This window comes from Burkholderia sp. CCA53 (genome assembly GCF_001685525.1).
GTDB lineage: Bacteria > Pseudomonadota > Gammaproteobacteria > Burkholderiales > Burkholderiaceae > Burkholderia > Burkholderia multivorans.
The window spans coordinates 2,599,075-2,621,511 of the sequence record NZ_BDDJ01000001.1; the positions used below are offsets into that span (position 1 = coordinate 2,599,075).

24 protein-coding genes are annotated in these 22,437 nt (G+C 66.6%); 11 read left to right on the forward strand and 13 right to left on the reverse strand.

The genetic code is table 11. The features are described from left to right. Positions 1-40: 40 nt before the first annotated feature. On the reverse strand, positions 41-733 hold the full coding sequence (locus tag BCR55_RS12060; RefSeq protein ID WP_065494582.1) for a VOC family protein: 693 nt from the start codon (positions 731-733) through the stop codon (positions 41-43). Between the two features lie 205 nt (positions 734-938). On the opposite strand from BCR55_RS12060, the gene BCR55_RS12065 reads away from it, so the two are divergent. From BCR55_RS12065 to BCR55_RS12080, 4 genes are all read left to right on the forward strand, one after another. After that, positions 939-2,399, forward strand: coding sequence for a PLP-dependent aminotransferase family protein (locus tag BCR55_RS12065; protein WP_059940736.1), 1,461 nt, complete (start codon positions 939-941; stop codon positions 2,397-2,399). A gap of 158 nt (positions 2,400-2,557) precedes the next feature. After that, positions 2,558-4,456, forward strand: coding sequence for a molecular chaperone HtpG (htpG, locus tag BCR55_RS12070; RefSeq protein WP_065494583.1), 1,899 nt, complete (start codon positions 2,558-2,560; stop codon positions 4,454-4,456). A gap of 8 nt (positions 4,457-4,464) precedes the next feature. Further along, on the forward strand, positions 4,465-5,079 hold the full coding sequence (locus BCR55_RS12075; protein ID WP_006398690.1) for a chorismate lyase: 615 nt from the start codon (positions 4,465-4,467) through the stop codon (positions 5,077-5,079). After that, the gene (locus tag BCR55_RS12080) at positions 5,076-5,567 is read left to right on the forward strand and encodes a DNA-deoxyinosine glycosylase (protein WP_053296985.1); all 492 of its coding nucleotides are present in this window, start codon (positions 5,076-5,078) and stop codon (positions 5,565-5,567) included. The genes BCR55_RS12075 and BCR55_RS12080 overlap by 4 nt, the downstream gene beginning before the upstream one ends. A gap of 22 nt (positions 5,568-5,589) precedes the next feature. Here BCR55_RS12080 and BCR55_RS12085 read toward each other — a convergent pair whose 3' ends face one another. From BCR55_RS12085 to BCR55_RS12095, 3 genes are all read right to left on the reverse strand, one after another. Beyond that, positions 5,590-5,913, reverse strand: coding sequence for a helix-turn-helix domain-containing protein (locus BCR55_RS12085; RefSeq protein ID WP_006405635.1), 324 nt, complete (start codon positions 5,911-5,913; stop codon positions 5,590-5,592). After that, entirely contained in the window at positions 5,913-6,290 is a 378-nt protein-coding gene (locus BCR55_RS12090) for a type II toxin-antitoxin system RelE/ParE family toxin (protein WP_065494584.1), read from the reverse strand. The genes BCR55_RS12085 and BCR55_RS12090 overlap by 1 nt, the downstream gene beginning before the upstream one ends. Positions 6,291-6,820: 530 nt before the next feature. Beyond that, positions 6,821-7,075, reverse strand: coding sequence for a hypothetical protein (locus tag BCR55_RS12095; protein ID WP_059940739.1), 255 nt, complete (start codon positions 7,073-7,075; stop codon positions 6,821-6,823). 227 nt (positions 7,076-7,302) lie between these two features. On the opposite strand from BCR55_RS12095, the gene BCR55_RS12100 reads away from it, so the two are divergent. From BCR55_RS12100 to mctP, 3 genes are all read left to right on the forward strand, one after another. Beyond that, positions 7,303-8,220 carry a spermidine synthase gene (locus BCR55_RS12100; protein WP_053296988.1) on the forward strand — a complete coding sequence of 306 codons (918 nt, stop codon included), beginning with the start codon at positions 7,303-7,305 and terminating at the stop codon, positions 8,218-8,220. 196 nt (positions 8,221-8,416) lie between these two features. After that, positions 8,417-8,650, forward strand: coding sequence for a DUF3311 domain-containing protein (locus BCR55_RS12105; RefSeq protein ID WP_006398697.1), 234 nt, complete (start codon positions 8,417-8,419; stop codon positions 8,648-8,650). Next, positions 8,647-10,197 carry a monocarboxylate uptake permease MctP gene (gene mctP, locus BCR55_RS12110; protein ID WP_006398698.1) on the forward strand — a complete coding sequence of 517 codons (1,551 nt, stop codon included), beginning with the start codon at positions 8,647-8,649 and terminating at the stop codon, positions 10,195-10,197. The genes BCR55_RS12105 and mctP overlap by 4 nt, the downstream gene beginning before the upstream one ends. A gap of 103 nt (positions 10,198-10,300) precedes the next feature. On the opposite strand, the gene BCR55_RS12115 is transcribed toward mctP, so the two are convergent. From BCR55_RS12115 to BCR55_RS12135, 5 genes are all read right to left on the reverse strand, one after another. After that, positions 10,301-10,747, reverse strand: coding sequence for a VOC family protein (locus tag BCR55_RS12115; protein WP_006405630.1), 447 nt, complete (start codon positions 10,745-10,747; stop codon positions 10,301-10,303). Between the two features lie 236 nt (positions 10,748-10,983). Further along, positions 10,984-11,937, reverse strand: coding sequence for a transaldolase (gene tal / locus BCR55_RS12120; RefSeq protein ID WP_006398700.1), 954 nt, complete (start codon positions 11,935-11,937; stop codon positions 10,984-10,986). Positions 11,938-12,094: 157 nt separating this feature from the next. Then, positions 12,095-13,303 (reverse strand): benzoate/H(+) symporter BenE family transporter, encoded by a 1,209-nt coding sequence (locus tag BCR55_RS12125; protein WP_065494585.1) that lies wholly within the window; start codon positions 13,301-13,303, stop codon positions 12,095-12,097. Between the two features lie 57 nt (positions 13,304-13,360). Further along, positions 13,361-14,536, reverse strand: coding sequence for a VWA domain-containing protein (locus BCR55_RS12130; RefSeq protein WP_006405627.1), 1,176 nt, complete (start codon positions 14,534-14,536; stop codon positions 13,361-13,363). Between the two features lie 24 nt (positions 14,537-14,560). Next, on the reverse strand, positions 14,561-15,403 hold the full coding sequence (locus BCR55_RS12135) for a MoxR family ATPase (RefSeq protein ID WP_006405626.1): 843 nt from the start codon (positions 15,401-15,403) through the stop codon (positions 14,561-14,563). A gap of 246 nt (positions 15,404-15,649) precedes the next feature. Between BCR55_RS12135 and BCR55_RS12140 the strand changes: the two genes are divergently transcribed. Together BCR55_RS12140 and BCR55_RS12145 are read left to right on the forward strand one after the other, a co-directional pair. After that, a complete protein-coding gene (locus BCR55_RS12140; RefSeq protein ID WP_006398704.1) occupies positions 15,650-16,009 on the forward strand; it encodes a c-type cytochrome in 360 nt (119 codons plus the stop codon). Between the two features lie 40 nt (positions 16,010-16,049). Further along, positions 16,050-16,409 carry a c-type cytochrome gene (locus tag BCR55_RS12145; protein ID WP_006398705.1) on the forward strand — a complete coding sequence of 120 codons (360 nt, stop codon included), beginning with the start codon at positions 16,050-16,052 and terminating at the stop codon, positions 16,407-16,409. A gap of 166 nt (positions 16,410-16,575) precedes the next feature. Here the strand turns inward: BCR55_RS12145 and BCR55_RS12150 are convergent, their stop codons facing one another. Continuing rightward, positions 16,576-17,010 (reverse strand): DUF1841 family protein, encoded by a 435-nt coding sequence (locus tag BCR55_RS12150; protein WP_006398706.1) that lies wholly within the window; start codon positions 17,008-17,010, stop codon positions 16,576-16,578. A 279-nt stretch (positions 17,011-17,289) separates the two neighbouring features. Here BCR55_RS12150 and BCR55_RS12155 point away from each other — a divergent pair, with 279 nt between their 5' ends. Then, positions 17,290-18,219, forward strand: coding sequence for a DMT family transporter (locus BCR55_RS12155; RefSeq protein ID WP_006405624.1), 930 nt, complete (start codon positions 17,290-17,292; stop codon positions 18,217-18,219). Positions 18,220-18,287: 68 nt separating this feature from the next. On the opposite strand, the gene nth is transcribed toward BCR55_RS12155, so the two are convergent. Beyond that, positions 18,288-18,932: an endonuclease III gene (gene nth / locus BCR55_RS12160; RefSeq protein ID WP_006412000.1), complete on the reverse strand. Its 645-nt coding sequence runs from the start codon at positions 18,930-18,932 to the stop codon at positions 18,288-18,290. Further along, the gene (rsxB, locus tag BCR55_RS12165) at positions 18,929-19,891 is read right to left on the reverse strand and encodes an electron transport complex subunit RsxB (RefSeq protein WP_035488695.1); all 963 of its coding nucleotides are present in this window, start codon (positions 19,889-19,891) and stop codon (positions 18,929-18,931) included. The genes nth and rsxB overlap by 4 nt, the downstream gene beginning before the upstream one ends. 154 nt (positions 19,892-20,045) lie before the next feature. Between rsxB and BCR55_RS12170 the strand changes: the two genes are divergently transcribed. Next, positions 20,046-20,678, forward strand: coding sequence for a TetR family transcriptional regulator (locus BCR55_RS12170; protein ID WP_006398710.1), 633 nt, complete (start codon positions 20,046-20,048; stop codon positions 20,676-20,678). An 85-nt stretch (positions 20,679-20,763) separates the two neighbouring features. On the opposite strand, the gene BCR55_RS12175 is transcribed toward BCR55_RS12170, so the two are convergent. Then, entirely contained in the window at positions 20,764-22,260 is a 1,497-nt protein-coding gene (locus BCR55_RS12175; protein ID WP_006411843.1) for a polyhydroxyalkanoate depolymerase, read from the reverse strand. Positions 22,261-22,437 lie beyond the last annotated feature (177 nt).

Here is a 22,437-nt window from a genome sequence, read left to right on the forward strand (position 1 = left end):
CTCCGTATCGTGGGGTTCGGGCACGCGGCGCGGCGTGCGTTCAGCGCAGCGCGCGCGGGCCGTGCGGCGTGTCGAATTCGGCGATCAGCGCGGGCGGGCCGTCGGCCGCCTCGAGGTCGAGCAGATGGGCGGCGCCGAGCCAGTCGAGCTGCTCGCCGATCAGGTCCGCACGCGGATGGCGGCCCTTGAGCGCCGTCAGCGCGACGCCGTCGTGCGGCAGCGAATCGGCCGGGTGGCGCGGGCCGTCCCACTGGATCAGCGACGGCACGAGGCCGTCGCCGGCCTGCTGCCACGCGGGGAACGCGCCGTCGTCGGGCACCGTCAGGCCCCACGTCAGATCGCCGCGCTGCATCGCGACGACGGGCGGAATGCGGTCCGGGTACTGGCTTTGCCACAGCGCGAGCCGGCGCGGGCGCTCGACGCGCGCGACCCAATGCGCGAGGAACGGACCCTGCGCGACGCGTGCCTGCATTGCCGGATCGTCGAGCGCGAACAGCCGCGCGCGCGGCGGCGCGCCGCCCGTCGCGTCGTCGCGTGCGTCCGGATCGATCGCGATGACTTCGAGATACGCGCCGCCCCAGAGGCCGAACAGCGCATTATGAGTGCGCATCAGCGGATGGCGGCCACCGCCGGCCGGGGCGACGCCGAGCGCGTCGGCGACATGGCGCACGCCTTCGTCGAGCGTGCGCGCGGCAATCACGAGATGGTCGAGGGTCAGGGAGCGGGTAGGCATCGGCGTCGGTCGGGAAGCGGAACTGTCATGGCCAACCGGCCGCTCGCGAGCGGCCGCCGGTGCAGCCGCGCCGCTCGGTGGCGGCGCGCGGGCGCGCGGCGGCCGGTCGCGAACGGCCGGTTGTCGATCAACTGTAATCGTGCGCACCGGCACAGTAACGGTACAATCGGCGCGATACCCTTCGGTACAGTTGGAGCCGCCGCCCATGTCGTCCGTTCCGCTCGCACAGATTCCCGCCCCGCACGACACCGCCACGCTGACGCTCGTCGACCAGCTCGTCCAGTGGGCGCGCCGCCGCATCGATGAGCGCGTGTTCCGCCCCGGCATGCGCATGCCGTCGATCCGCAAGCTCGCGCTCGACAAGAGCGTGTCGCGCTTTACCGTCGTCGAAGCGTACGAGCGCCTCGTCGCGCAGGGCTATCTCGATTCGCGGCGCGGCTCGGGCTTCTACGTGCGCGAGCGCACGGTCGGCCCGCAGCCCGTCGCCGACGGCGCGATGCGCGGCGCCGAAGCGACGCCCGTGCACAACACGATCGACGTCGTCTGGCTGCTGCGCAACATGCTGCATACGGTCAGCCCGGAAAAGGGGCCCGGTCTCGGCTACCTGCCGGGACGCTGGCTCGACGGCGAGCTGATCACCGGCGCGCTACGCGCGCTCGGGCGCCAGTCGGGCGCGCAGATGCTCGGCTTCGGTACCGCGCAGGGCTTCCTGCCGCTGCGTCAACAGCTGCAGACGCGGCTCGCGGAAGTCGAGATCGGCGCGACGCCCGAGCAGATCGTGATGGTCTCGGGCATCACGCAGGCGATCGACCTGATCGCGCGGATCTACGTGCGGCCCGGCGACGCGGTGATCGTCGGCGATCCCGCGTGGTTCCAGATGTTCGGCCGCTTTGCGTCGCAGGGCGCGCAGCTCGTCGGGATGCCCTATACGCCCGACGGTCCGGACCTCGACGCGCTCGAGACGCTCGTGCAGATGTGGCGCCCGAAGATGCTCGTGATCAATTCGGTGCTGCAGAACCCGACCGGCACGTCGCTGTCGGCCGCGCAGGCATTCCGGATCCTGAAACTCGCGGAGCAGTACGACTTCCTCGTCGTCGAGGACGACGTGTACGGCGACCTGTGCCCGCCGAGCTATCCGGCCACGCGGCTCGCGAGCCTCGATCAGTTGAAGCGCGTGATCTATCTCGGCAGCTATTCGAAGACGCTTGCCGCGAACCTGCGCGTCGGCTACGTCGCGTGCGCGCCGGAAATCGCGAAGGCGATCACCGATCAGAAGATGCTGGTCGGCATGACGACGCCCGAGCTGAACGAGCGCGTGCTGTACAAGATCCTGACCGAAGGCCACTACCGGCGGCACGTCGAGCGGCTGCGCGCGCGGCTCGACGGCGTGCGCGACAAGACCGCGCGGATGCTCGAGCGCACCGGCCTGAAGCTGTTCGCGATGCCGGCGGCCGGCATGTTCCTGTGGGCCGACACGGGTGTCGACTCGGACGCGCTCGCGGCCGCCGCGCACGAGGAAGGCTTTCTGCTGACGCCGGGCAGCCTGTTCTCGCCGCAGCAGTCGCCGTCGACGTGGACGCGCTTCAACGTCGCGAACTGCGGCGATCCGGCGCTGCCGGGTTTTCTCGCGCGCTATATCGAATCGGCGACGCGGCGCGCGTCGTGACGCGGCGGCCGTGCCGGCTCTTGAAATCGGCGCGGCCGTCCCCATCTGCGCGCGCAAACCGCTTGCGCCAGGCGGTTGTCCCTAGACGGGCCGGCCGGCATCGCGCGCCGGACGCCTGCGCCACACCACTCAAGTTCAAGTAAGAGGAAACAGCATCCATGGCACACGAAACGATGAGCTTTCAGGCAGAGGTCAAGCAGCTCCTCCACCTGATGATTCATTCGCTCTACAGCAACAAGGAAATCTTCCTGCGCGAACTGGTGTCGAACGCGTCCGACGCGGCCGACAAGCTGCGTTTCGAGGCGCTCGCGGACAACGCGCTCTACGAGGACGATCCGAACCTGCGCATCCGCATCGGCTACGACAAGGCTGCGCGCACGATCACGATCGACGACAACGGGATCGGGATGAGCCGCGACGAGGCGATCGCGAACCTCGGCACGATCGCACGCTCGGGCACGAAGGAATTCTTCTCGAAGCTGTCGGGCGACCAGCAGAAGGATGCGGCGCTGATCGGCCAGTTCGGCGTGGGCTTCTACTCGGGCTTCATCGTCGCGGACAAGATCACCGTCGAGACGCGCCGCGCGGGCCTGCCCGCGACCGAAGGCGTGCGCTGGGAAAGCGCGGGCGAGGGCGATTTCACGATCGACGCGATCGAGCGCGCGCAGCGCGGCACGACCATCACGCTGCATCTGCGCGAAGGCGAGGACGAACTGCTGTCCTCGTACCGGCTGAAGTCGATCATCCAGAAGTATTCCGACCACATCGCGCTGCCGATCCTGATGAAGAAGGAAGAATGGGATCAGGAGAAGGGCGAGATGGTCGTCAAGGACGACGACGAAACCGTCAACCACGCGAGCGCGCTGTGGACGCGGCCGAAAAGCGACATCGCCGACGAGCAGTACAAGCAGTTCTATCAGCACATCGCGCACGATCACCAGGATCCGCTCACGTGGACGCACAACCGCGTCGAAGGTCGCAGCGAATACACGCAGCTGCTGTACGTGCCGTCGCAGGCGCCGTTCGACCTGTGGAACCGCGACTATCGCGGCGGCCTGAAGCTGTACGTGAAGCGCGTGTTCATCATGGACGACGCCGAGCAGCTGCTGCCGCAATACCTGCGCTTCGTGAAGGGCGTCGTCGATTCGGCCGATCTGCCGCTGAACGTATCGCGTGAAATCCTGCAGGAGAGCCGCGACGTCAAGGCGATCCGCGAAGGCGTGACCAAGCGCGCGCTGTCGATGCTCGAAGAGCTCGCGAATGCGGAAGACGATGCCGGCAAGGAGAAGTACAAGACGTTCTGGCGCGCGTTCGGCCAGGTGCTGAAGGAAGGCGTCGGCGAGGATCACGCGAACCGCGAGCGCATCGCCAAGCTGCTGCGCTTCGCGTCGACGCACGGCGACACCGATGCGCAGGACGTGTCGCTCGCCGACTACGTCGCGCGCATGAAGCCGGAGCAGACGAAGATCTACTACGTGACGGCCGATACGTGGCAGGCCGCGAAGAACAGCCCGCATCTCGAGGTGTTCCGCAAGAAGGGCGTCGAGGTGCTGCTGCTGACCGATCGCGTGGACGAATGGATGCTGTCGTTCCTGCACGAGTTCGACGGCAAGCCGCTCGCGAGCGTCGCGCGCGGCGATCTCGATCTCGGCGCGCTGAACGACGAGGAGAAGAAGGCGCAGGAAGAGGCCGGCGAAGCGATCAAGCCGGTCGTCGAGAAGATGAAGGAAGCGCTCGGGGACAAGGTGAAGGACGTGCGCGTCACGTTCCGTCTGACCGATTCGCCGTCGTGCCTCGTCGCGGACGACAACGACATGAGCGGCTACTTGCAGCGGATGCTGAAGGCGGCCGGCCAGAAGGCGCCGTCGTTCCAGCCGATTCTCGAGATCAACCCCGAGCATGCGCTCGTGAAGCAGCTGAAGGCCGACAGCGCCGATTTCGGCGACTGGTGCCATCTGCTGTTCGATCAGGCGCTGCTTGCCGAAGGCGGGATGCTCGACGATCCGGCGAGCTTCGTGAAGCGGACCAACGCGCTGCTGCTGTCGCGCGCCGCGTGAGTGCGCGGATGCGATTCGACGGCGCGCTTGCGGGCTGGCGCGACACGCCGCGGCCCGGATGCACGCCGGACCAGCGCGACTGGCTCACGCGCGGCGGTTCGCTGACCGCGCACCTCGCGCGGCTCGGGCGCGTGAGCGTGCGTGTCACGCGTGAAGCCGTCGATCGACCGTGGTTCGACGAACACGCGGCGCTCGCCAGCGCGCCGCGTGCGCCGATGTGGGTGCGCGAGGTGATTCTGTCGGTCGACGGCACGCCGTATGTGGCCGCGCACAGCATCGCGCCGCTCGCCGCGAGCAAGGGCGTATGGCAGGCGATGCGGCGGCTACGCACGCGGCCGCTCGCCGAGCTGCTGTACAGCGATCCGCAGGTCGAGCGCTCGGCGCTGGTGAGCCGGCGCGTGATCGCCGGCCATCCGCTTTATGCGCTCGCAAGCCATGCGCTCGGCGGCGCGCGTGCGCCGCATGCGTTTGTGGCGCGACGGTCGGTGTTCCAGCGTCACGGCGCACCGTTGATGGTCACCGAGTGCATGCTGCCGGCGCTGTGGCGGCATCTCGATGCGCATGGCGATGGGCCGCGCACGGGTGGGCCCGATGTCGCAACGGGAGCGTCGATCGCGAAATGAACAAGCGTTGTTTTCCGCCAGTCGTTGATGCAAACACGCGGATCTTGATTCTCGGCAGCCTGCCGGGCGAGCGATCGTTGGCGCTTCGCCAATACTACGGACATCCGCAAAACAAGTTCTGGTCGCTGGTCGGCGACGTGATAGAGCGCGATCTCGTCGGCATGAGCTATCCGGCGCGTCTCGATACGTTGCTCGAACATCGCATCGGATTGTGGGACGTCGTGGCCCAGGCGAATCGTATCGGCAGCCTCGATAGCCGCATACGCGATCACGCGAGCAACGATCTGATCGCGCTGATCGAGACGTTGCCGAATCTGACGACCATCGCCTTTAACGGCGGAACGGCCGCCAAAATCGGCATGACGGCGCTCGGTGAAGAGGGCGCCCGGTATCGGCTGCTGCGCCTGCCGTCGAGCAGTCCCGCCTATGCTTCGATCCCGTATGCGGAAAAACTGGCCGCGTGGCGGCAGCTGCGGCCATTGAATTGAGCTGCCCGAACCTGCCGTGCCGTCAGGCAGCGAACACGACCTCGATGTGTCCTTCGGTTTCCGAATGACGGTCCGGTCCTACGACGATCTGTACATCGCGCCCGAGCTTGGCGAGACAGTCGAGCATCTTCGCTTCGCTTACACCGCGAAACTGCCCGCGCAGCATGTTCGATAACTTCGGTTGCGTCATGCCGAGCAATCGTGCCGCGTGCTGCTGCGTCCATTTGCGGGTCTTGATGATTTCCGCGATCTTGGCGGCGAGTTGAGCCTTGACGCGCATTTCTTCGGCGTCGGGCGTGCCAAGATCCGCGTAGACGTTGCCGCTGCCCCGTTCGATTTCGATCATCACTTTTCTCCATTTGCGTGTGCTTCGGCGGCGCTCAGGCGCGCGCGAACCAGTTCGATGTCCGGCTTCGGCGTAGCGATACCGCGGCACGATTTCTTCTGGAAACAGTGCAGCACATAGACGGCGCCACCGAGTTTCACCGTATAGACCGCCCGGTACGTGCCGCTGTCCTCCGACTCCACGACCTCGAGCACGCCGGCCGATCCGAAGCCCCTCAACGGCTTGGCCTGATCGTGCTTTCCTCCCGTCTGGGCCAGATACAGCGCATAGCCGAACGTGTCCTGTACCGCTTCGGGCATCGCTTTCAAGTCCTTGCGTGCCGAGCCGAGCCAGTAGTGCGGTTTGGTGTACGGAACCATCGATGAATTTATACCCATTTGTGTATATTTGCAACCGTGACGCGCAGAAAAAACAGTTCGGTCGCGCGGGCCGAATGCGGTGGGTCACGCCGTATGCCGAACGATTCGGCACGGGCATTTTTGTCGTCGGCCAAGAGCCGGAACAAGTCGGCCGTTCGGCAGATGTCGATATGGGTTCGAGTGAGCGGCCGCGACGGTTTCAGGGACGATGAGACGCAGCGCGCTGAAAACGAGCGGCCTGCGACGGCCCATAACCGGTTGAGTCGGGCGACGCGTTGTGTTTCGGCCAGGCCGCTCTTTCAAGGCGATTCAAGCCACGTTGAATGCCGGCGCGGCAAAGATCTGCCGGGCCAGGTCAACGCCGCGACGTGAACCATCGTTCGGGTTCCCAAACAGACAGGTTGAAATGGGTTGCAGTGCGCGGGAGAGAAGGGCGATGCCGAACGAGCACCTCGGCGTGTCGGATTAACCGAAACCTCAATCCGTTCCGATTGCTGCGCGGCGCGTTGCTTGGACAGCCCGAATTGCACGCGTCGGCGTACGACGCGTCACTTGTCGTTCCCCCATCGCCATTTCGGCTTTTCGCCTCTCGCGTAACAGACGATCGTGAGCGCGAGCACCAAGCCCACGACGCATGCTGCGAACGCGAACGGCGCTTGTGCCGGCGGGAAGCGGCGTGAACTCGCGACGAGGCCGAGCGTAAACAGCAACAGGACTACCCATCCCTGCCACGCGATGGGCAGCCCCCATCCCCATCCGTAGCGTTTCGCCGGGAACCAGATTTTCCTGTCGGTGGAGGTCATGTGCGCTCCGGGTCAGTGATAGCCGCTTTCTCGCCGGTGACGTATCGCAAGAATCGTCACGGTATGGCTGTCGTCGATGGATCGCCGGTGCGATGCATTGTCGACCACGATGCCCTCGCTCGCAAGTCGGCCGATCGGCGTGACGCAATCCGTTCGGCGCCGGCGATTGCCGCGCCAATGCTATCCTCTCGTCCGCCAAAACCAGCTTCATCGAGCGAGATTCATCCATGACCCGACTGATCAAGCGCGCATCCGCCGAGGCGCGCGCGTTCAAGCGCAACCAGCCGTCCGCCTACAACGGCTCCGAGAAACTGCAGCCGCCGCGCGTGAAGCGCCGCACCGACCTCGACGAGCACGACGACGTGCCCGTGCTCGACGCGCCGCGCAAGCCGCGCTTCGCACCGGTGACGTTCTCGGAGGAGCGCGGCGTGCGCTACCTGCATTTCGGTACCGAATGGGTACAGGGCGCGATGCGGATCTCGAAGCCGCTCGCAATCGAACTCGAATACGCGCAGCAGATGATGGCGTGGCTGCTGTTTCTCGAAACGCCGGAACGCATCGTGCAGCTCGGGCTCGGTACCGGCGCGCTGACGAAGTTCGCGCACCGCTTCCTGCCGCGCGCGAAGGTCGAGGCGGTCGAACTGAACCCGGCCGTGATCGTCGCGGCCCGCACGATGTTCGCGCTGCCGCCGGACGACGCGCGTCTTGTCGTGCACGAAGCGGACGCGTGGGATTTCGTCAACGATCCGGCGAATCGCGGCACGACGGGCGCGATCCAGATCGACCTGTACGATGCGACCGCGCGCGGCCCGGTGCTCGACAGCGTCGCGTTCTACCGCGCGGTGCGCGGCTGCCTGACCGATGCGGGGATCGCGACGATCAACCTGTTCGGCGATCACCCGAGCTTCGTGCGCAACATGAAGCACCTGAACGCCGCCTTCGATCACCGCGTGATCGCGCTGCCGGAAGTGCACGACGGCAACCGGATCGCGATCGCGTTCTCCGGCCCCGCGCTCGACGTGCCGTTCGCGCAGCTCGACGCGCGCGCGAAGCTGATCGAGGACACGCTGAAACTGCCCGCCCGCAAGTGGGTGAAAGGTTTGAAAGAAACGATCGGCGCACGCGGCGCGTCGTTCACGATCTGACGCCCATGCGCGGCCCGCATGCCGGTGCAACCGCGCGTCAGGGGGCGGATCACCTCGGGTTCGCCCCCGCTTGACCGGATGCTTGCGACTCCTATACTGGCGCGAAGCCAGGGGAGCCGCAGCTTACCCGTTTTGCCGCTCCTCTCGCCGCCGTACCCGCTCACAAGATCGATAACCGGGAAGATGAGGAGACGTCATGGCTCACGATGCCGACGCCAATCGGGCCGCCAAGCGCTGGCTCTGGCTGCTGGTACTGCCGCTGATCGCGATGGTCTGGGTGCCGTCGTACAGCAAGATCGAACCGCAATGGCTGGGTTTTCCGTTTTTCTACTGGTACCAGCTGCTCTGGGTGTTCATTAGCGCGGTGATCACCGCCTTCGTGTACTACAAGACCAAGAACGCGTGGAAAACGCCGGGAGGTGTGCAATGAATCTCGGCGCGACTTTCGTCTTCGTTCTCCTTTTCATCGGCGTCACGATCATGGGCTTCCTCGCCGCCAACTGGCGGCGCGGCGACCTCGCCCATCTCGACGAGTGGGGGCTCGGCGGCCGGCGCTTCGGCACGATCGTCACCTGGTTCCTGCTCGGCGGCGACCTGTACACGGCGTACACGTTCGTCGCGGTGCCCGCGCTCGTGTTCGGTGCCGGCGCGATGGGCTTCTTCGCGCTGCCGTACACGATCCTCATCTATCCGTTCGCGTTCGTCGTCTTTCCCAAACTGTGGAGCATCGCGAAGCGGCACGGCTACGTGACGGCCGCCGACTTCGTCAACGCCCGCTACGGCAGCCGCATGCTCGCGCTCGCGATCGCCGTGACGGGCATCGTCGCGACGATGCCGTACATCGCGCTGCAACTGGTCGGCATCGAGGTCGTGATCGGCGCGCTCGGTTTCGACACGACGGGCTTCGTCGGCGATCTGCCGCTGATCATCGCGTTCGCGATCCTCGCCGCGTACACGTACACGTCGGGGCTGCGCGCGCCCGCGATGATCGCGATCGTGAAGGACGTGCTGATCTACATCACGATCGCCGCCGCGATCATCGTGATTCCCGCGAAGCTCGGCGGCTTCGGGCATATCTTCGCGAGCGTGCCGCCCGCGAAGCTGCTGCTGAAGGCGCCCGACGCGACGAGCCTGAACGGCTACAGCGCCTACGCGACGCTCGCGATCGGCTCGGCGCTCGCGTTGTTCCTCTATCCGCATTCGGTCACCGCGATCCTCTCGTCGTCGTCGGGCAACACGATTCGTCGCAACATGGCGATGCTGCCGGCTTATTCGTTCGTGCTCGGCCTGCTCGCGCTGCTCGGCTACATGGCGCTCGCGTCGGGCGTGAAGGACATGCCACAGTACGCGCCGTACTTCAAGGCGTTCGGCCCGAACTTCGCGGTGCCCGCGCTGTTCCTGAACTACTTCCCTTCGTGGTTCGTCGGCGTCGCGTTCGCGGCGATCGGGATCGGCGCGCTGGTGCCGGCGGCGATCATGTCGATCGCGGCCGCGAACCTGTACACGCGCAACATCCACCGCGAGTTCGTGAACCGCAACATGACGCACGACCAGGAAACGCACGTCGCGAAGCTCGTGTCGCTGATCGTGAAGATTGGCGCGGTGGCATTCATTCTCGGGCTGCCGCTCACGTATGCGATCCAGCTGCAGCTGCTCGGCGGGATCTGGATCATCCAGACGCTGCCGGCGATCGTGCTCGGACTCTACACGCGCGTGCTCGATCATCGCGGGCTGCTGGTCGGCTGGGCGGCCGGCATCGTTTGCGGCACGTGGATGGCGATCTCGCTGAAGCTGGCCGGCTCGATCTTCACGATTCACCTGTTCGGCCTCGCGATTCCCGGCTACGCGGCGGTGTGGTCGCTGATCGTCAACCTCGTCGTGTCGATCGTGGTCAGCGTGCTCGTGCGCGTGATGGGGATGGCGCATGCGGAAGATCGCACGCGGCCGGAAGACTATCTCGACGTCGTCGAAAGCTGAATGCGCCGGCGCGGCCGCGCGTCGCACGTCGAGCATGCCGCAATGAAAACGCCCGTCGCTGCGAAGCGGCGGGCGTTTCAGGTTGTATCGGCGTGTATCGGCGCTACGCGCGATTGGGGATGTGCTCGCGCTGCGACAGATCCTCGACGTTGATCATCCAGTGCACGCCGAAGCGATCCTTCACCATGCCGAAGCCGAGTGCCCAGAACGTCTTCTGGAACGGCATCGTCACTTCGCCGCCCTCGGCGAGCGCATCGAACAGCTTTTTGCCTTCGTCGACGCTCGCCGGATTCAGCGACAGCGAATACCCGGCGTGCTGGCGGTCGGCCGCGTGGCAGTTGCCGTCCGAGCACATGATCGACGATTCGCCGATCGTGAAATTCGCGTGCATCACCTTGTCGGCCATCTCCGGCGAGATCGGCTGATCGGGATTCGGCGGCGCGTCGCGGAAGTAGATCTTGAACTGCGTCTTTGCACCGAGCGCCTTCTCGTAGAAGCGAAGCGCCTCGTCGGCCTGACCGTAGAAGGTCAGGTACGGTTGGACTTGCATCGTTGCCTCCTTGGGCACGCGTCGCCGGACCTGCCCTGGGGCGGCGTCATGCGAGGTTGTGACGGGAAAGGGCGTGTCGGGAAGCGGCCGGCGCACCCGTGTCGTGGATTGTAGTGCGCGCGTCGGGCAGCGGAATGAAAAATAAAACGGCCGCGAACGAAGTCGTTCGCGGCCGCTCGCGGCGTTCGGCGCCGGCATCGCGCGGCCGGCCCGCTGCGGGCCGCCGCGCGCGCCGCTCAGCGCAGCGCCTCGATCAGCTTCTCGAGCTTCACCGCGTCGGCGGCGAACACGCGGATGCCTTCCGCGAGCTTTTCGGTCGCCATCGCTTCGTCGTTCAGCTGGAAGCGGAACGATGCCTCGTCGATCGCGACGCGCTCGGTCGGCTTGTCGTGCAGCGCATCGGGCGACAGCTTGCGCGTGACCGTTTCGTTGCTGTCGTGCAGCTTCTGCAGCAAATCGGGACTGATGGTCAGCAGGTCGCAGCCCGCGAGTTCGACGATCTGGCTCGTCGTACGGAAGCTCGCGCCCATCACTTCGGTCTTGTAGCCGAACGTCTTGTAGTACGTGTAGATGCGACGCACCGACTGCACGCCCGGATCGTTCGCGCCGCCGTTCTTCGCTTCGTCCCAGTCGGCGCCGGCCTGCTTCTTGTACCAGTCGTAGATGCGGCCGACGAACGGCGAGATCAGCTGCGCGCCGGCTTCGGCACACGCGGCGGCCTGCACGAGCGAGAAAAGCAGGGTCATGTTGCACTTGATCCCTTCCTTCTGCAGCGTCTCGGCCGCGCGGATGCCTTCCCACGTCGATGCGAGCTTGATCAGGATGCGGTCGCGCTCGATGCCGGCTGCTTCGTAGAGCTTGATCAGCTCGTGCGCCTTGTCGACCGAGCGCTTGGCGTCGAACGACAGGCGCGCGTCGACTTCGGTCGACACGCGGCCGGGAATGAGCTTCAGGATTTCGGTGCCGAATGCGATCAGCAGCCGGTCGATGATGAAATCGGTGCTTTCGTTGCGGTGGTCGCGGACGGTCTTCTCGAGGATCGGCTTGTACGCGTCCTTCTGCACGGCCTTCAGGATCAGCGACGGATTCGTGGTCGCATCCTGCGGCTGGTATTGCGCGAGCTGCTGGAAATCGCCCGTGTCGGCGACGACGGTCGTGTACTGCTTGAGCTGGTCGAGTGCGGTAGTCATGGCGATTCGGGAGGAGGGCGCACAGGCGCCGGGTTCTCACGGGCCGCGCGAACGCGGCGGCGAAGCGAGGCGGCGCCATGCGCCGCCTTCGATCCACTATTTTAGGCCCGATTCGTGTCGAGCACCTTTTCGCGCATCGCGCATGCGCGGCGCCGCGTCACGGCGCGCGGCGCGCGTTGAGGATCGCCTGCGTGACGATCCCGGCGACGAGCCCCCAGAACGCGGAGCCGATCGACAGCAGCGTGAGGCCCGACGCGGTCACCATGAACGTGACGAGCGCGGCCTCGCGCTGCTTCGCGTCCTGCATCGCGTTGGCGAGCCCGCTCATGATCGAGCCGAACAGCGCGAGCGCGGCGACCGACACGACGAGCGCCTTCGGCAGCGCGGCGAACAGCGCGGCGATCGTCGCGCCGAAGATGCCTGCGATCAGGTAGAACGTGCCGCACCACACGGCGGCCGTGTAGCGTTTCGCGCGGTCTTCGTGCGCTTCGGGGCCGGTGCAGATCGCCGCGGTGATCGCCGCGAGATTCACGCCGTGCGAGCCGAACGGCGCGAGCAGCAGCGACGCGAGGCCGGTCGTCGCGATCAGCGGCGACGACGGCGTCTGATAGCCGTCCGCGCGCAGCACCGCGATGCCAGGCACGTTCTGCGACGCCATCGCGACGACGAACAGCGGAATGCCGATGCTGACGATCGACGCGATCGAGAACGCGGGCATCGTGAAGACCGGCTGCGCGAGCGCGATATGGAACCGGCTGAAGTCGAGCAGCCCGAGCGCGCCGGCCACCGCCGTGCCGACGATCAGCGTCGTCACGATCGCGTAGCGCGGCGCGAGCCGCTTGACGATCAGATACGTGAAGAACATCGCGAGCACGAGCGCGGTGCGGTATTGCGCCGCGCGGAAGATCTCGATGCCGATCTCGAACAGGATCCCGGCGAGCAGCGCGGCCGCGATGCCGGACGGAATGCGGCGCATCAGCGTGTCGAACAGCCCGCTCACGCCGACGGCCGTCAGCAGCAGCGCGCACACGACGAACGCGCCGATTGCCTCGGCGTACGGGACGCCGGGCAGCGATGCGATCAGCAGCGCCGCGCCGGGCGTCGACCATGCGACGACGATCGGCGCGCGAAAGCGCAGCGACAGGCCGATCGTCGTCAGCGCCATGCCGATCGACAGCGCCCAGATCCACGACGAGATCTGCGCGTCGCTGAGGTGCGCGGCGCGGCCGGCCTGGAACATCAGCACGAGCGAACTCGTATAGCCGGTCATCATCGCGACGAAGCCGGCGACGAGTGCCGAGACGGACGTATCGGACAAAAAGCGGCCGCCGGCGCGGCCCGCGCTCGCGGTGGGCGAAGGGTTCATGCTATCTCCGGAACGGGCCGCTCGACGGCGGCCTCGTATCTGCTGGTTTGGGATTCGTTACTTGCTCAGTGCGCGCATCGCGGTTTCGAGCCCCGCGAGCGTGAGCGGATACATGCGGTGGCCGAGCAGGTCGCGAATGATCGCGACCGACTGCCGGTATTCCCATAGGCGCTCGGGTTCCGGGTTCAGCCAGGCATGATGGGGGAACTGATCGGCGAGCCGGCGCAGCCACACGGCGCCGGCTTCCGGGTTGTTGTATTCGACCGAGCCGCCGGGCTGCAGCACCTCGTACGGGCTCATCGTCGCGTCGCCGACGAAGATCAGCTTGTAGTCGGGCGTGAACTTGTGGAGCACGTCCCACGTCGCGGTGCGCTCCGAATGACGACGGCGGTTGTTCTTCCACAGATGGTCGTACACGCAGTTGTGGAAGTAGAAGAATTCCAGATGCTTGAACTCGGCCTTCGCGGCCGAAAACAGCTCTTCGGTGCGCTTGATGTGATCGTCCATCGAGCCGCCGACGTCGAGCAGCATCAGCACCTTCACGTTGTTGTGGCGCTCCGGCACCATCCGCAGATCGAGCCAGCCCGCGTTCGCGGCCGTGCTGCGGATCGTGCCGGGCAGATCGAGCTCCTCGGCCGCGCCTTCGCGCGCGAAACGGCGCAGCCGCCGCAGCGCGACCTTGATGTTGCGCGTGCCGATCTCGACCGAATCGTCGTAGTCGCGGTAGGCGCGCGCTTCCCACACCTTCACCGCCGTGCGATTGCCGTTCGACGGACCGCCGATGCGCACGCCTTCGGGGTTGTAGCCGCCGTGCCCGAACGGCGATGTGCCGCCGGTGCCGATCCACTTGTTGCCGCCTTCGTGCCGCTCCTTCTGCTCGTCGAGCAGCTCCTTCAGGCGCGCCATCAGCTTGTCGAGCCCGCCCATCGCTTCGATCTGCGCCTTCTCCTCGGCCGACAGCTCGCGCTCGAGGCGCTTCTCGAGCCAGTCGAGCGGAATGTCGAACGCGTCGGAGGGCAGCGCCGACACGCCGTGGAAATACGCGCCGAAAGCCTGATCGAACTTGTCGAAGTACTGCTCGTCCTTCACGAGCGTCATGCGCGCGAGGAAGTAGAACGCGTCGATCGACGGCGCGATGAGCCCGGCCTTCAGCGACTCGAGCAGAGTCAGGTATTCCTTCACCGAGACGGGCAGCTTGGCTGCGCGCAGCGCGTAGAAGAAATTGAGCAGCATGGCCGGGCCTTTGCGAACGGAGGGTTACCGGTTGTGCCGGTTCATGAAGACGAGCCGCTCGAGCAGGCTGAGATCCTGTTCGTTCTTCAGCAGTGCGCCGGCAAGCGGCGGCACGATCTGCTTCGCGTCGGCGCCGCGCAGTGCGTCGGCGGGGATGTTCTCGGCCAGCAGCAGCTTCAGCCAGTCGAGCAGTTCGGACGTCGACGGCTTCTTCTTCAGGCCCGACACGCCGCGCAGCTCGAAAAAGCTTTCGAGCGCCGCATGCAGCAGTTCCTCGCGGATGTTCGGGAAATGGACCGCGACGATCTTCTGCATCGTCGCCGCGTCGGGAAACTGGATGTAGTGGAAGAAGCAGCGGCGCAGGAACGCGTCGGGCAGCTCCTTCTCGTTGTTCGACGTGATGATGACGAGCGGACGATGCTTCGCGCGCACCGTTTCGCGCGTTTCGTACACGTGGAACTCCATCCGGTCGAGCTCGCGCAGCAGATCGTTCGGGAACTCGATGTCGGCCTTGTCGATCTCGTCGATCAGCAGCACGGTCGGGCGCTCGGCCTCGAACGCCTGCCACAGCACGCCCTTGACGATATAGTTCGCGATGTCCTTCACGCGCTCGTCGCCGAGCTGCGAGTCGCGCAGCCGCGAGACCGCGTCGTATTCGTACAGCCCCTGCTGCGCCTTGGTCGTCGACTTGATGTGCCACTGCAGCAGCGGCATGTCGAGCGCGGCGGCGACTTCCTCCGCGAGCATCGTCTTGCCGGTGCCAGGCTCGCCCTTGATCAGCAGCGGGCGTTGCAGCGTCAGCGCGGCGTTGACCGCGAGTTTCAGATCGTCGGTGGCGACGTAGTGCGAGGACCCTTCGAAACGCATGGCGGCGGTCTTCTCTGGCGGGGAAAAATCCCAGTATAAGTCAGAAGGGCTGTCGGGTTGGGCGCCGGCCGCGTATCGTTGCGGGGCTGCGGCGGGGCGCACCGGGGCGCCGATATGGACGCATTCCCCGCCGACGCGGTACAATCTGGCCGTTTTTTTTGGCCTGCGTGGCGATCCGAGAAGCAAAACGGCGCGGGCCGTTGCCGCTTCGGCGCCAGTTTCCCCTCAAGCTAGGTTACAAGAGCTATGAACAAATTCGTCGGCAAACACGTCGTTGTCGCAGCGCTCGTGGCGCTCGCGGGCAGCGCGCAGGCGGCCGGTGTGGTCGGCAACCCGAAGGACGGGGCAAGCAAGGCCGCCATGTGCATCGGTTGCCACGGCATCCAGGATTACCGCGCGGCATACCCGGAGGTCTACCGGGTTCCCGTCCTCGGCGGCCAGAACCAGCAATACCTCGAGAACGCGCTGAAGTCCTACCGCAAGAAGGATCGTCATTTCCCGTCGATGAACGCGATCGCCGGTTCGCTGACGGATCAGGACATCGCCGATCTGGCGGCCTACTACGCCGCGCAGAAGGTCGACTCGAAGGACAATCCCTACAAGTAAAGCGCGCGCCGCTGATCTCAGCAGCGGGACAGGAGCATTCATGAACAACGCATTCAAGACGGCGGCGGCGATCGCATTCGCGGCCGGCCTCGCGATCGGTACCGCACACGCGGCCGACCTCTCGAAGGGCAAGGATCTGGTCGAATCGCACAACTGCGCGGCCTGCCACGGCGCGAAGCTGAACCAGCCGATCAACGCCGAGTACCCGCGCCTCGCCGGCCAGCACGCCGACTATCTCGTGTGGGCGATGCGCCAGTACCAGATGGGCCTGACGAACCCGCTGCTCGGTCGCAACAACGCGATCATGCAGGCGCAGGTGCAGAACCTGTCGGTCAACGACATGAAGGACATCGCTGCCTACATCGAGTCGCTGAAGGGCGACCTGGTGTTCAAGAAGTAAGCGCGACGGGCCGTGTGCCCGGCAGGCCAGGATACCCCGCCGAGGCGGGGTATTTTTTTGTCCGCAGTCGGCGCATTACGGTGGGCGGCATGCGACGAACGGCGCCGATGCGGCGCGCGGCCGGCCGTTGCGACGGCGTCGCGCTCAGTCGCGCTTCAGTTGCGTTTCAGTCGCGCGATGCGCGGCGCAGGATGCGCTGCAGGTACGCGTCCGTGTCGGGCGGCGTGTTCGTGCGTTGCGCTTCCCAGATCGTCTCGCCGAGGCACTCCATGATCGCGTGCTGCGCGTCGTGCGTCGAATCGAGCTTCGCCGCGAGCTTGTCGTGCGCGGCGCGGATGCCGGGCGGCTGGTCGATCGACAGCTGCTCGCTGATCGCCAGATGCATCGACAGATGCAGGAACGGATTCGTGCGGCCTTCCTCGGGCGTGTAGTTGCGCGCGGCCGCGCCGTCCGCGTCCTCGAGTTCCGCGTGGTATTCGGGGTGTTCGACGATCCAGTCGGCGGCCATCGCTTCCAGCGGCGTCAGGATCTCGCCGGCGCGTTGCTTGCGCCAGGTTTCGGTGAAAAAGCGACGGACTTCGTCGCGGCTCGGATTGAACATGGTGGGGAGCGTCGTGATGCGCGGCGTCGTGCCGCGTCGCGCATTGTACGCCGGGTCGGCGTGCGCCGCAGGCCGCGGCCGCGACGGTGCGCGACGGCCGGGGGAGAGCGGGGCGGTGGCGGCACGGCCGGCGCTCCGCCCATGCGGGGCTGCGTGTCGAATTCCGCGTAGCCGCGCGGGTCGCTTGTAACGGGTAAGCCTGAGCTAGGCTCGCGGTCCGCGAGTCGCTACACTCCTACGGTCCCCGTTTTCGCGCCGCTACCCACCGCCCGCTTCGCCATGATCGCCGCCGTTCGTTCCTCGTCCGCCGCGCTGCAAGGTGCGCTCTACGTCGCGTTGTCCGCCGCAGCGTTCGGCGCGATGGCGATTTTCGGCCGCTACGCGTATGCAGGCGGCGTCGACGTGCTCGGCCTGCTGATCGTGCGTTTCGCGATCGGCGGCACCGTGCTCGCGGCGATCGCGTGGCGGCGCGGCGTCGTCTGGCCGCGTGGCCGCGCGCTGATGCCGCTCGTCGCGATGGGCGCGCTCGGCTACGTCGGCCAGTCGTTCTGCTATTTCACGGCGCTGCGGCATGCGCAGGCGAGCCTCGTCGCACTGCTGCTCTATCTGTATCCGGCCTTCGTGACGCTGCTCGCCGCGTGGTGGCTCGGCGAGCGGCTCACGCGCGCAAAGGGCGTCGCGCTCGTGCTGTGCGTCGCGGGCTCCGCGCTGATGGTCGGCGGCGGCCACGGCGAGCCGTTCGGCATCGCGCTTGCGCTCGGCGCGGCGGTCGTCTATTCGCTGTACATCGTCGGCGGCACGAAGGCGACGCGCGGCGTCGATCCGCTCGCGACCACCGCGATCATCTGCGTATCGGCGACGGCCGCGCTCGTGCTGATCGCGCTGGTGCGGACCGTCGCCTTCGATGCGCCGCCGCGCTGGCCCGCGACGGCCGGCGGATGGGCCGCGATGCTCGCGATCGCGCTGGTGTCGACCGTGGCCGCGATGCTCGCGTTCTTCGCAGGGCTCGAGCGGCTCGGCGCCGCGCGCACGTCGATGCTGTCGACGCTCGAACCGGTCGTCACGGTCGCGCTCGCCGCGCTGCTGTTCGGCGAGGCGCTGTCGCCGCTGCAGTGGGCGGGCGGCGTCGCGATTCTGGCGGCCGTGCTCGCGCTCGTGCGCGCCGGCGGCGCGGCCGCCGACGACACGACGGCGACGTCGAACGCGTAGCAGCCGCGCAGCGCCTGCACGCCGGTCAGGCGCTGCGGCGCTGCGGCGTTGCGGCGTTGCGGTGCGCGTCAGTCGTTCGGCGGCGGCGTTTTCGGCCGGTATTCGCAGAGCGGCTCGATCGCGCAGTGCCAGCATTCGGGCTTGCGCGCCTTGCAGACGTAGCGGCCGTGCAGGATCAGCCAGTGATGTGCGTCGTGCAGGAATTCCTTCGGCGTGAACTTTTCGAGTGCGGCTTCGACGGCTTTGACGTCCTTGCCGGGCGCAAGCCCCGTGCGATTCGCGACGCGGAAGATGTGCGTGTCGACCGCGATCGTCGGCTGGCCGAACGCGGTGTTGAGCACGACGTTCGCCGTCTTGCGGCCGACGCCGGGCAGGCTTTCGAGCGCTTCGCGGTCGGCCGGCACTTCGCCGCCGTAGCGTTCGAGCAGGATCCGGCACGCGGCGACGACGTTCTTCGCCTTGGTCCGGTAGAGCCCGATCGTCTTGATGTACTCGGCGACGCCTTCCTCGCCGAGCGCGACGATCTGTTGCGGCGTGTTGGCGACCGGGAACATCTTGCGCATCGCCTTGTTCACCGACACGTCGGTCGCCTGCGCGGACAGCATCACCGCGATCAGCAGCTCGAACGGCGTCGAGTATTCGAGTTCGGTGGTCGGATGCGGGTTGAGGCTTTGCAGCGTTTCGTAGATCGCGCGTCGTTTGCTGGCGTTCATGGCGCTTGGTCGTCGGGCGGCGCGGACGGGCCGCCGGTATCGTCTCGATCGGCATCGTCGGCCTGCGCATCGCGCGCGGCCTGTTGTTCGGCGAGCCGCTTGCGGCGCGCCTCGGCTGCGTCGATCTGCGCCTGGACGGCCGCGCTCACGCCTTCGGTATTCTTCGGAGCCGCACCCTGCGCGGCGAGTTCTTCCTTCTTCTTGCGCGCGCGTTCGAGCGCGGCGGCGATGATCGCGCGTTTTTTCGCGTCGGCATCGTCGGCGGCGGGCGGTGCGGCGGCCGGCGCTGTGGCGGGTTGCGTCGCGGTGGCGCTCGCCGCGCGGCGTGCGGCGGCGCGCGCCTCGGCCGCGTCGCGCTCGCGGCGCTGGCGCGCGAGCCGGCGATCGTGCCGCTCGCGCGCGGCGTCGGCCTGCTCTTGCGTCCATGCGTCCCAGCCCGTGCGCTCGCCCGTGACGGGCACCATCGCGATACAGTCGACCGGGCACGGCGGCACGCAGAGGTCGCAGCCGGTGCAGAGCGACGCCACGATCGTGTGCATCTGCTTCGGCGCGCCGACGATCGCGTCGACCGGGCACGCCTGCATGCACAGCGTGCAGCCGATGCACAGGTTTTCGTCGATGAACGCGACCGCACGCGGGTGCTCGGTGCCGTTTACGGGATTCAGCGGAATCACCGGCTTGCCGAGCAGGTTCGCGAGGCGCGCGATGCCTTCGGCGCCGCCGGGTGGGCACTGGTTGTAGTTCGCGTCGCCGGCGGCGATCGCCTCGGCGTACGGGCGGCAGCCGTTATAGCCGCACTTCGTGCATTGCGTCTGGGGAAGCAGATCTTCGATGCGATCCGCGAGTGTCTTGGAATCGGTCACGGTGACAACGGGCGCAATCGCGCCGAATGGCTCTCGGCCGCGTCGGACGCGGCCGGAAAGGTTTGCCAAACCCCGATTATCGCCGATTTCCCGCATTGCGCTGGACGCCTTCTGTGCGCATAATCGAACCGCTTTTTTGCAGGAGCGCAGCAGGAGGGCGACTGTACGCGGTACGCCCGTTCCAAGGCGGCCGGCGCCGATGCGGTGGGGTGCCGGTCCGGATCACGCGGCTCACACAGCAAAACGCCACATGAATCAGCCAAAAATCAAAAGAGATCCTGAAGGCACGCGCCGTCGCATCCTGATGGCGGCAGCCGAAGAGTTCGCGAGTGGAGGGCTGTTCGGCGCGCGCGTCGATCAGATCGCGCGGCGCGCCGAGACCAACGAGCGCATGCTCTATTACTACTTCGGCAGCAAGGAGCAGCTCTTCACCGCGGTGCTCGAACATGCGTTTTCCGCGCTGACCGAAGCCGAACGCGTGCTCGACCTCGATGGCGTGCCGCCCGTCGAAGCGGTCACGCGGCTCGCGCATTTCGTTTGGGACTACTACCGCGACCATCCCGAACTGCTGCGGCTCATCAACAACGAAAACCTCCACGAAGCGCGCTATCTGCACAAGTCGACGCGCATCCGCGAGATGATGTCGCCGATCGTCGCGATGCTCGGCAACGTACTGATGCGCGGCCAGAAGGCCGGGCTGTTCCGCGGCGACGTCGATCCGCTGCGCTTCTACGTGACGCTGTCGGGGCTCGGCTACTACATCGTGTCGAACCGCTTCACGCTGGCCGCGACGCTCGGCCGCGATTTCAGCGAAGCCGACGAGCGCGCGGAGATGGTCCGGATGAACACCGAAGTGCTGCTCGCGTATCTGCTACGGCGCTGAACGAGCGCCCGCGCGATCGGCTTGTCGACAAAAAAGCGCCGCCGTGCTTGCGCAGGGCGGCGCTTTTCTGTGAACGAGCCGCGCGTCAGGCGGCCTTGCGCGCGCGTACCGGCTTCGCGCGTGCGCCGCTCGCGCGCTTGGCCGCCGGTGCGGCCTTCGGCGACAGCGCGCCCGACGATTTCGCGCGCGCGCGTTTTGCGAGCGTGGCCGCAGCCTTCGCGGTTTCGCGCTGCGCCTGGCCGGCCGGGACGGCCGCGAGCGCGGGCGCCGATGCGGCCGGCGTGTCGGACGTGCCGGCCGTTGCGTCCGGGCGATCCTTCGCGCTGCCGTTCTTCGGCTCCGGCGCATGCTCGCGGATGAAGTCGCGCAATTGCGGGTAAATGATCGTGCGCCAGCGGCGGCCGGAGAAGATCCCGTAATGGCCGCACTTCTCGGCGGTCAGGCTGCGGCGCTGATCCTGCGGAATGCCCGTGCACAGCTCGTGCGCGACGTGCGTCTGGCCGCTGCCCGAGATGTCGTCGAGCTCGCCTTCGATCGTCATCAGCGCGGTGTGCTTGATGTCCTGCGGGCGCACGCGTTCGCCATTGACGTCCCACGTGCCTTCCGCGAGGCGGAATTCCTGGAACACGACGCGGATCGTCTCGAGGTAGTACTCGGCGGCCATGTCGAGCACGGCGTTGTATTCGTCGTAGAAGCGGCGGTGCGCTTCGGCGTCTTCCTCGTCGCCGCGCAGCAGGCTCTGATAGAAGTCCCAGTGCGATTGCGCGTGGCGCTCCGGATTCATCGCGACGAAGCCCGTGTGCTGCAGGAAGCCCGGATACACCTGACGGCCTTCGCCCGGATAGTTCGCCGGCACCGTATGGATCACGTTGTTCTCGAACCACGCGAGCGAATGCTGCGTCGCGAGCGAGTTCACCGAAGTGGGGCTGCGGCGCGCGTCGATCGGGCCGCCCATCATCGTCATCGTGAGCGGCGTGTCCTCGCCGCGGCTCGCCATCAGCGAGATCGCCGCGAGCACGGGCACCGTCGGCTGACAGACCGACACGACGTGCAGATTGCGTGCACCGATGTGGCGGATGAATTCCTGGATGTATTCGACGTAGTCGTGCAGATGGAACGGGCCGACCTCGACCGGCACCATCCGCGCGTCGATCCAGTCGGTGATGTAGACCTTGTGATCCTGCAGCAGCGTGCGCACGGTGTCGCGCAGCAGCGTCGAGTGGTGGCCCGACAGCGGCGCGCAGACCAGCACGACCGGTTCGTCCTTCAGCTGCGTGACCGCATCGGCATCGTCCGAATAGCGCTTGAAGCGCAGCAGCCGGCAGAACGGCTTCTCGACGATCGTCTGCTCGACGATCGGGATGTTGTGGCCATCCTTGACGATCTGATGAATGTTGAATTCGGGCTTCTCGTAATCCTTGCCGAGCCGGTACAGCAGCTCGTACGCGGCCGCCATGCGCGGCGCGCCGGGGATCAGCGAAAACGGACTCGACGGATTGGCGAAGGACTTCGACGCGGCCTGGGCCCAAGCCGTGAGCGGGCTCAGCATCGCCCGCTGGAATTCGTGCAGTTGGTAAAGCATGCAGACTACTCCCGCGTGGGGGACGGTGCGCAAGGGCGGCGTGGGGCGTCGCGGCGTGCCGTGTGGGTCATCGTCCGGCAATGTTGCAGTGCAGCCGGACAGTCGTGTCGATCATATCGGACAACGATCCGTGGTGCAATGCAACATTTCCCGGATTTTTCATCAAATTTTTGCGAT

Coding starts and splice junctions, on each gene's coding strand:
- BCR55_RS12080 (WP_053296985.1), top strand. CDS start 5,076: ATGAACAAGCGTTGTTTTCCGCCAGTCGTTGATGCAAACACGCGGATC.
- BCR55_RS12100 (WP_053296988.1), top strand. CDS start 7,303: ATGACCCGACTGATCAAGCGCGCATCCGCCGAGGCGCGCGCGTTCAAG.
- BCR55_RS12095 (WP_059940739.1), bottom strand. CDS start 7,075: ATGACCTCCACCGACAGGAAAATCTGGTTCCCGGCGAAACGCTACGGA.
- BCR55_RS12150 (WP_006398706.1), bottom strand. CDS start 17,010: ATGTTCAATCCGAGCCGCGACGAAGTCCGTCGCTTTTTCACCGAAACC.
- tal (WP_006398700.1), bottom strand. CDS start 11,937: ATGACTACCGCACTCGACCAGCTCAAGCAGTACACGACCGTCGTCGCC.
- BCR55_RS12140 (WP_006398704.1), top strand. CDS start 15,650: ATGAACAAATTCGTCGGCAAACACGTCGTTGTCGCAGCGCTCGTGGCG.
- nth (WP_006412000.1), bottom strand. CDS start 18,932: ATGAACGCCAGCAAACGACGCGCGATCTACGAAACGCTGCAAAGCCTC.
- BCR55_RS12075 (WP_006398690.1), top strand. CDS start 4,465: ATGCGATTCGACGGCGCGCTTGCGGGCTGGCGCGACACGCCGCGGCCC.
- BCR55_RS12105 (WP_006398697.1), top strand. CDS start 8,417: ATGGCTCACGATGCCGACGCCAATCGGGCCGCCAAGCGCTGGCTCTGG.
- BCR55_RS12155 (WP_006405624.1), top strand. CDS start 17,290: ATGATCGCCGCCGTTCGTTCCTCGTCCGCCGCGCTGCAAGGTGCGCTC.
- BCR55_RS12170 (WP_006398710.1), top strand. CDS start 20,046: ATGAATCAGCCAAAAATCAAAAGAGATCCTGAAGGCACGCGCCGTCGC.
- BCR55_RS12065 (WP_059940736.1), top strand. CDS start 939: ATGTCGTCCGTTCCGCTCGCACAGATTCCCGCCCCGCACGACACCGCC.
- BCR55_RS12085 (WP_006405635.1), bottom strand. CDS start 5,913: ATGATCGAAATCGAACGGGGCAGCGGCAACGTCTACGCGGATCTTGGC.
- BCR55_RS12175 (WP_006411843.1), bottom strand. CDS start 22,260: ATGCTTTACCAACTGCACGAATTCCAGCGGGCGATGCTGAGCCCGCTC.
- BCR55_RS12060 (WP_065494582.1), bottom strand. CDS start 733: ATGCCTACCCGCTCCCTGACCCTCGACCATCTCGTGATTGCCGCGCGC.
- BCR55_RS12145 (WP_006398705.1), top strand. CDS start 16,050: ATGAACAACGCATTCAAGACGGCGGCGGCGATCGCATTCGCGGCCGGC.
- BCR55_RS12130 (WP_006405627.1), bottom strand. CDS start 14,536: ATGCTGCTCAATTTCTTCTACGCGCTGCGCGCAGCCAAGCTGCCCGTC.
- mctP (WP_006398698.1), top strand. CDS start 8,647: ATGAATCTCGGCGCGACTTTCGTCTTCGTTCTCCTTTTCATCGGCGTC.
- BCR55_RS12125 (WP_065494585.1), bottom strand. CDS start 13,303: ATGAACCCTTCGCCCACCGCGAGCGCGGGCCGCGCCGGCGGCCGCTTT.
- BCR55_RS12090 (WP_065494584.1), bottom strand. CDS start 6,290: ATGGGTATAAATTCATCGATGGTTCCGTACACCAAACCGCACTACTGG.
- BCR55_RS12115 (WP_006405630.1), bottom strand. CDS start 10,747: ATGCAAGTCCAACCGTACCTGACCTTCTACGGTCAGGCCGACGAGGCG.
- BCR55_RS12135 (WP_006405626.1), bottom strand. CDS start 15,403: ATGCGTTTCGAAGGGTCCTCGCACTACGTCGCCACCGACGATCTGAAA.
- rsxB (WP_035488695.1), bottom strand. CDS start 19,891: ATGCGGGAAATCGGCGATAATCGGGGTTTGGCAAACCTTTCCGGCCGC.
- htpG (WP_065494583.1), top strand. CDS start 2,558: ATGGCACACGAAACGATGAGCTTTCAGGCAGAGGTCAAGCAGCTCCTC.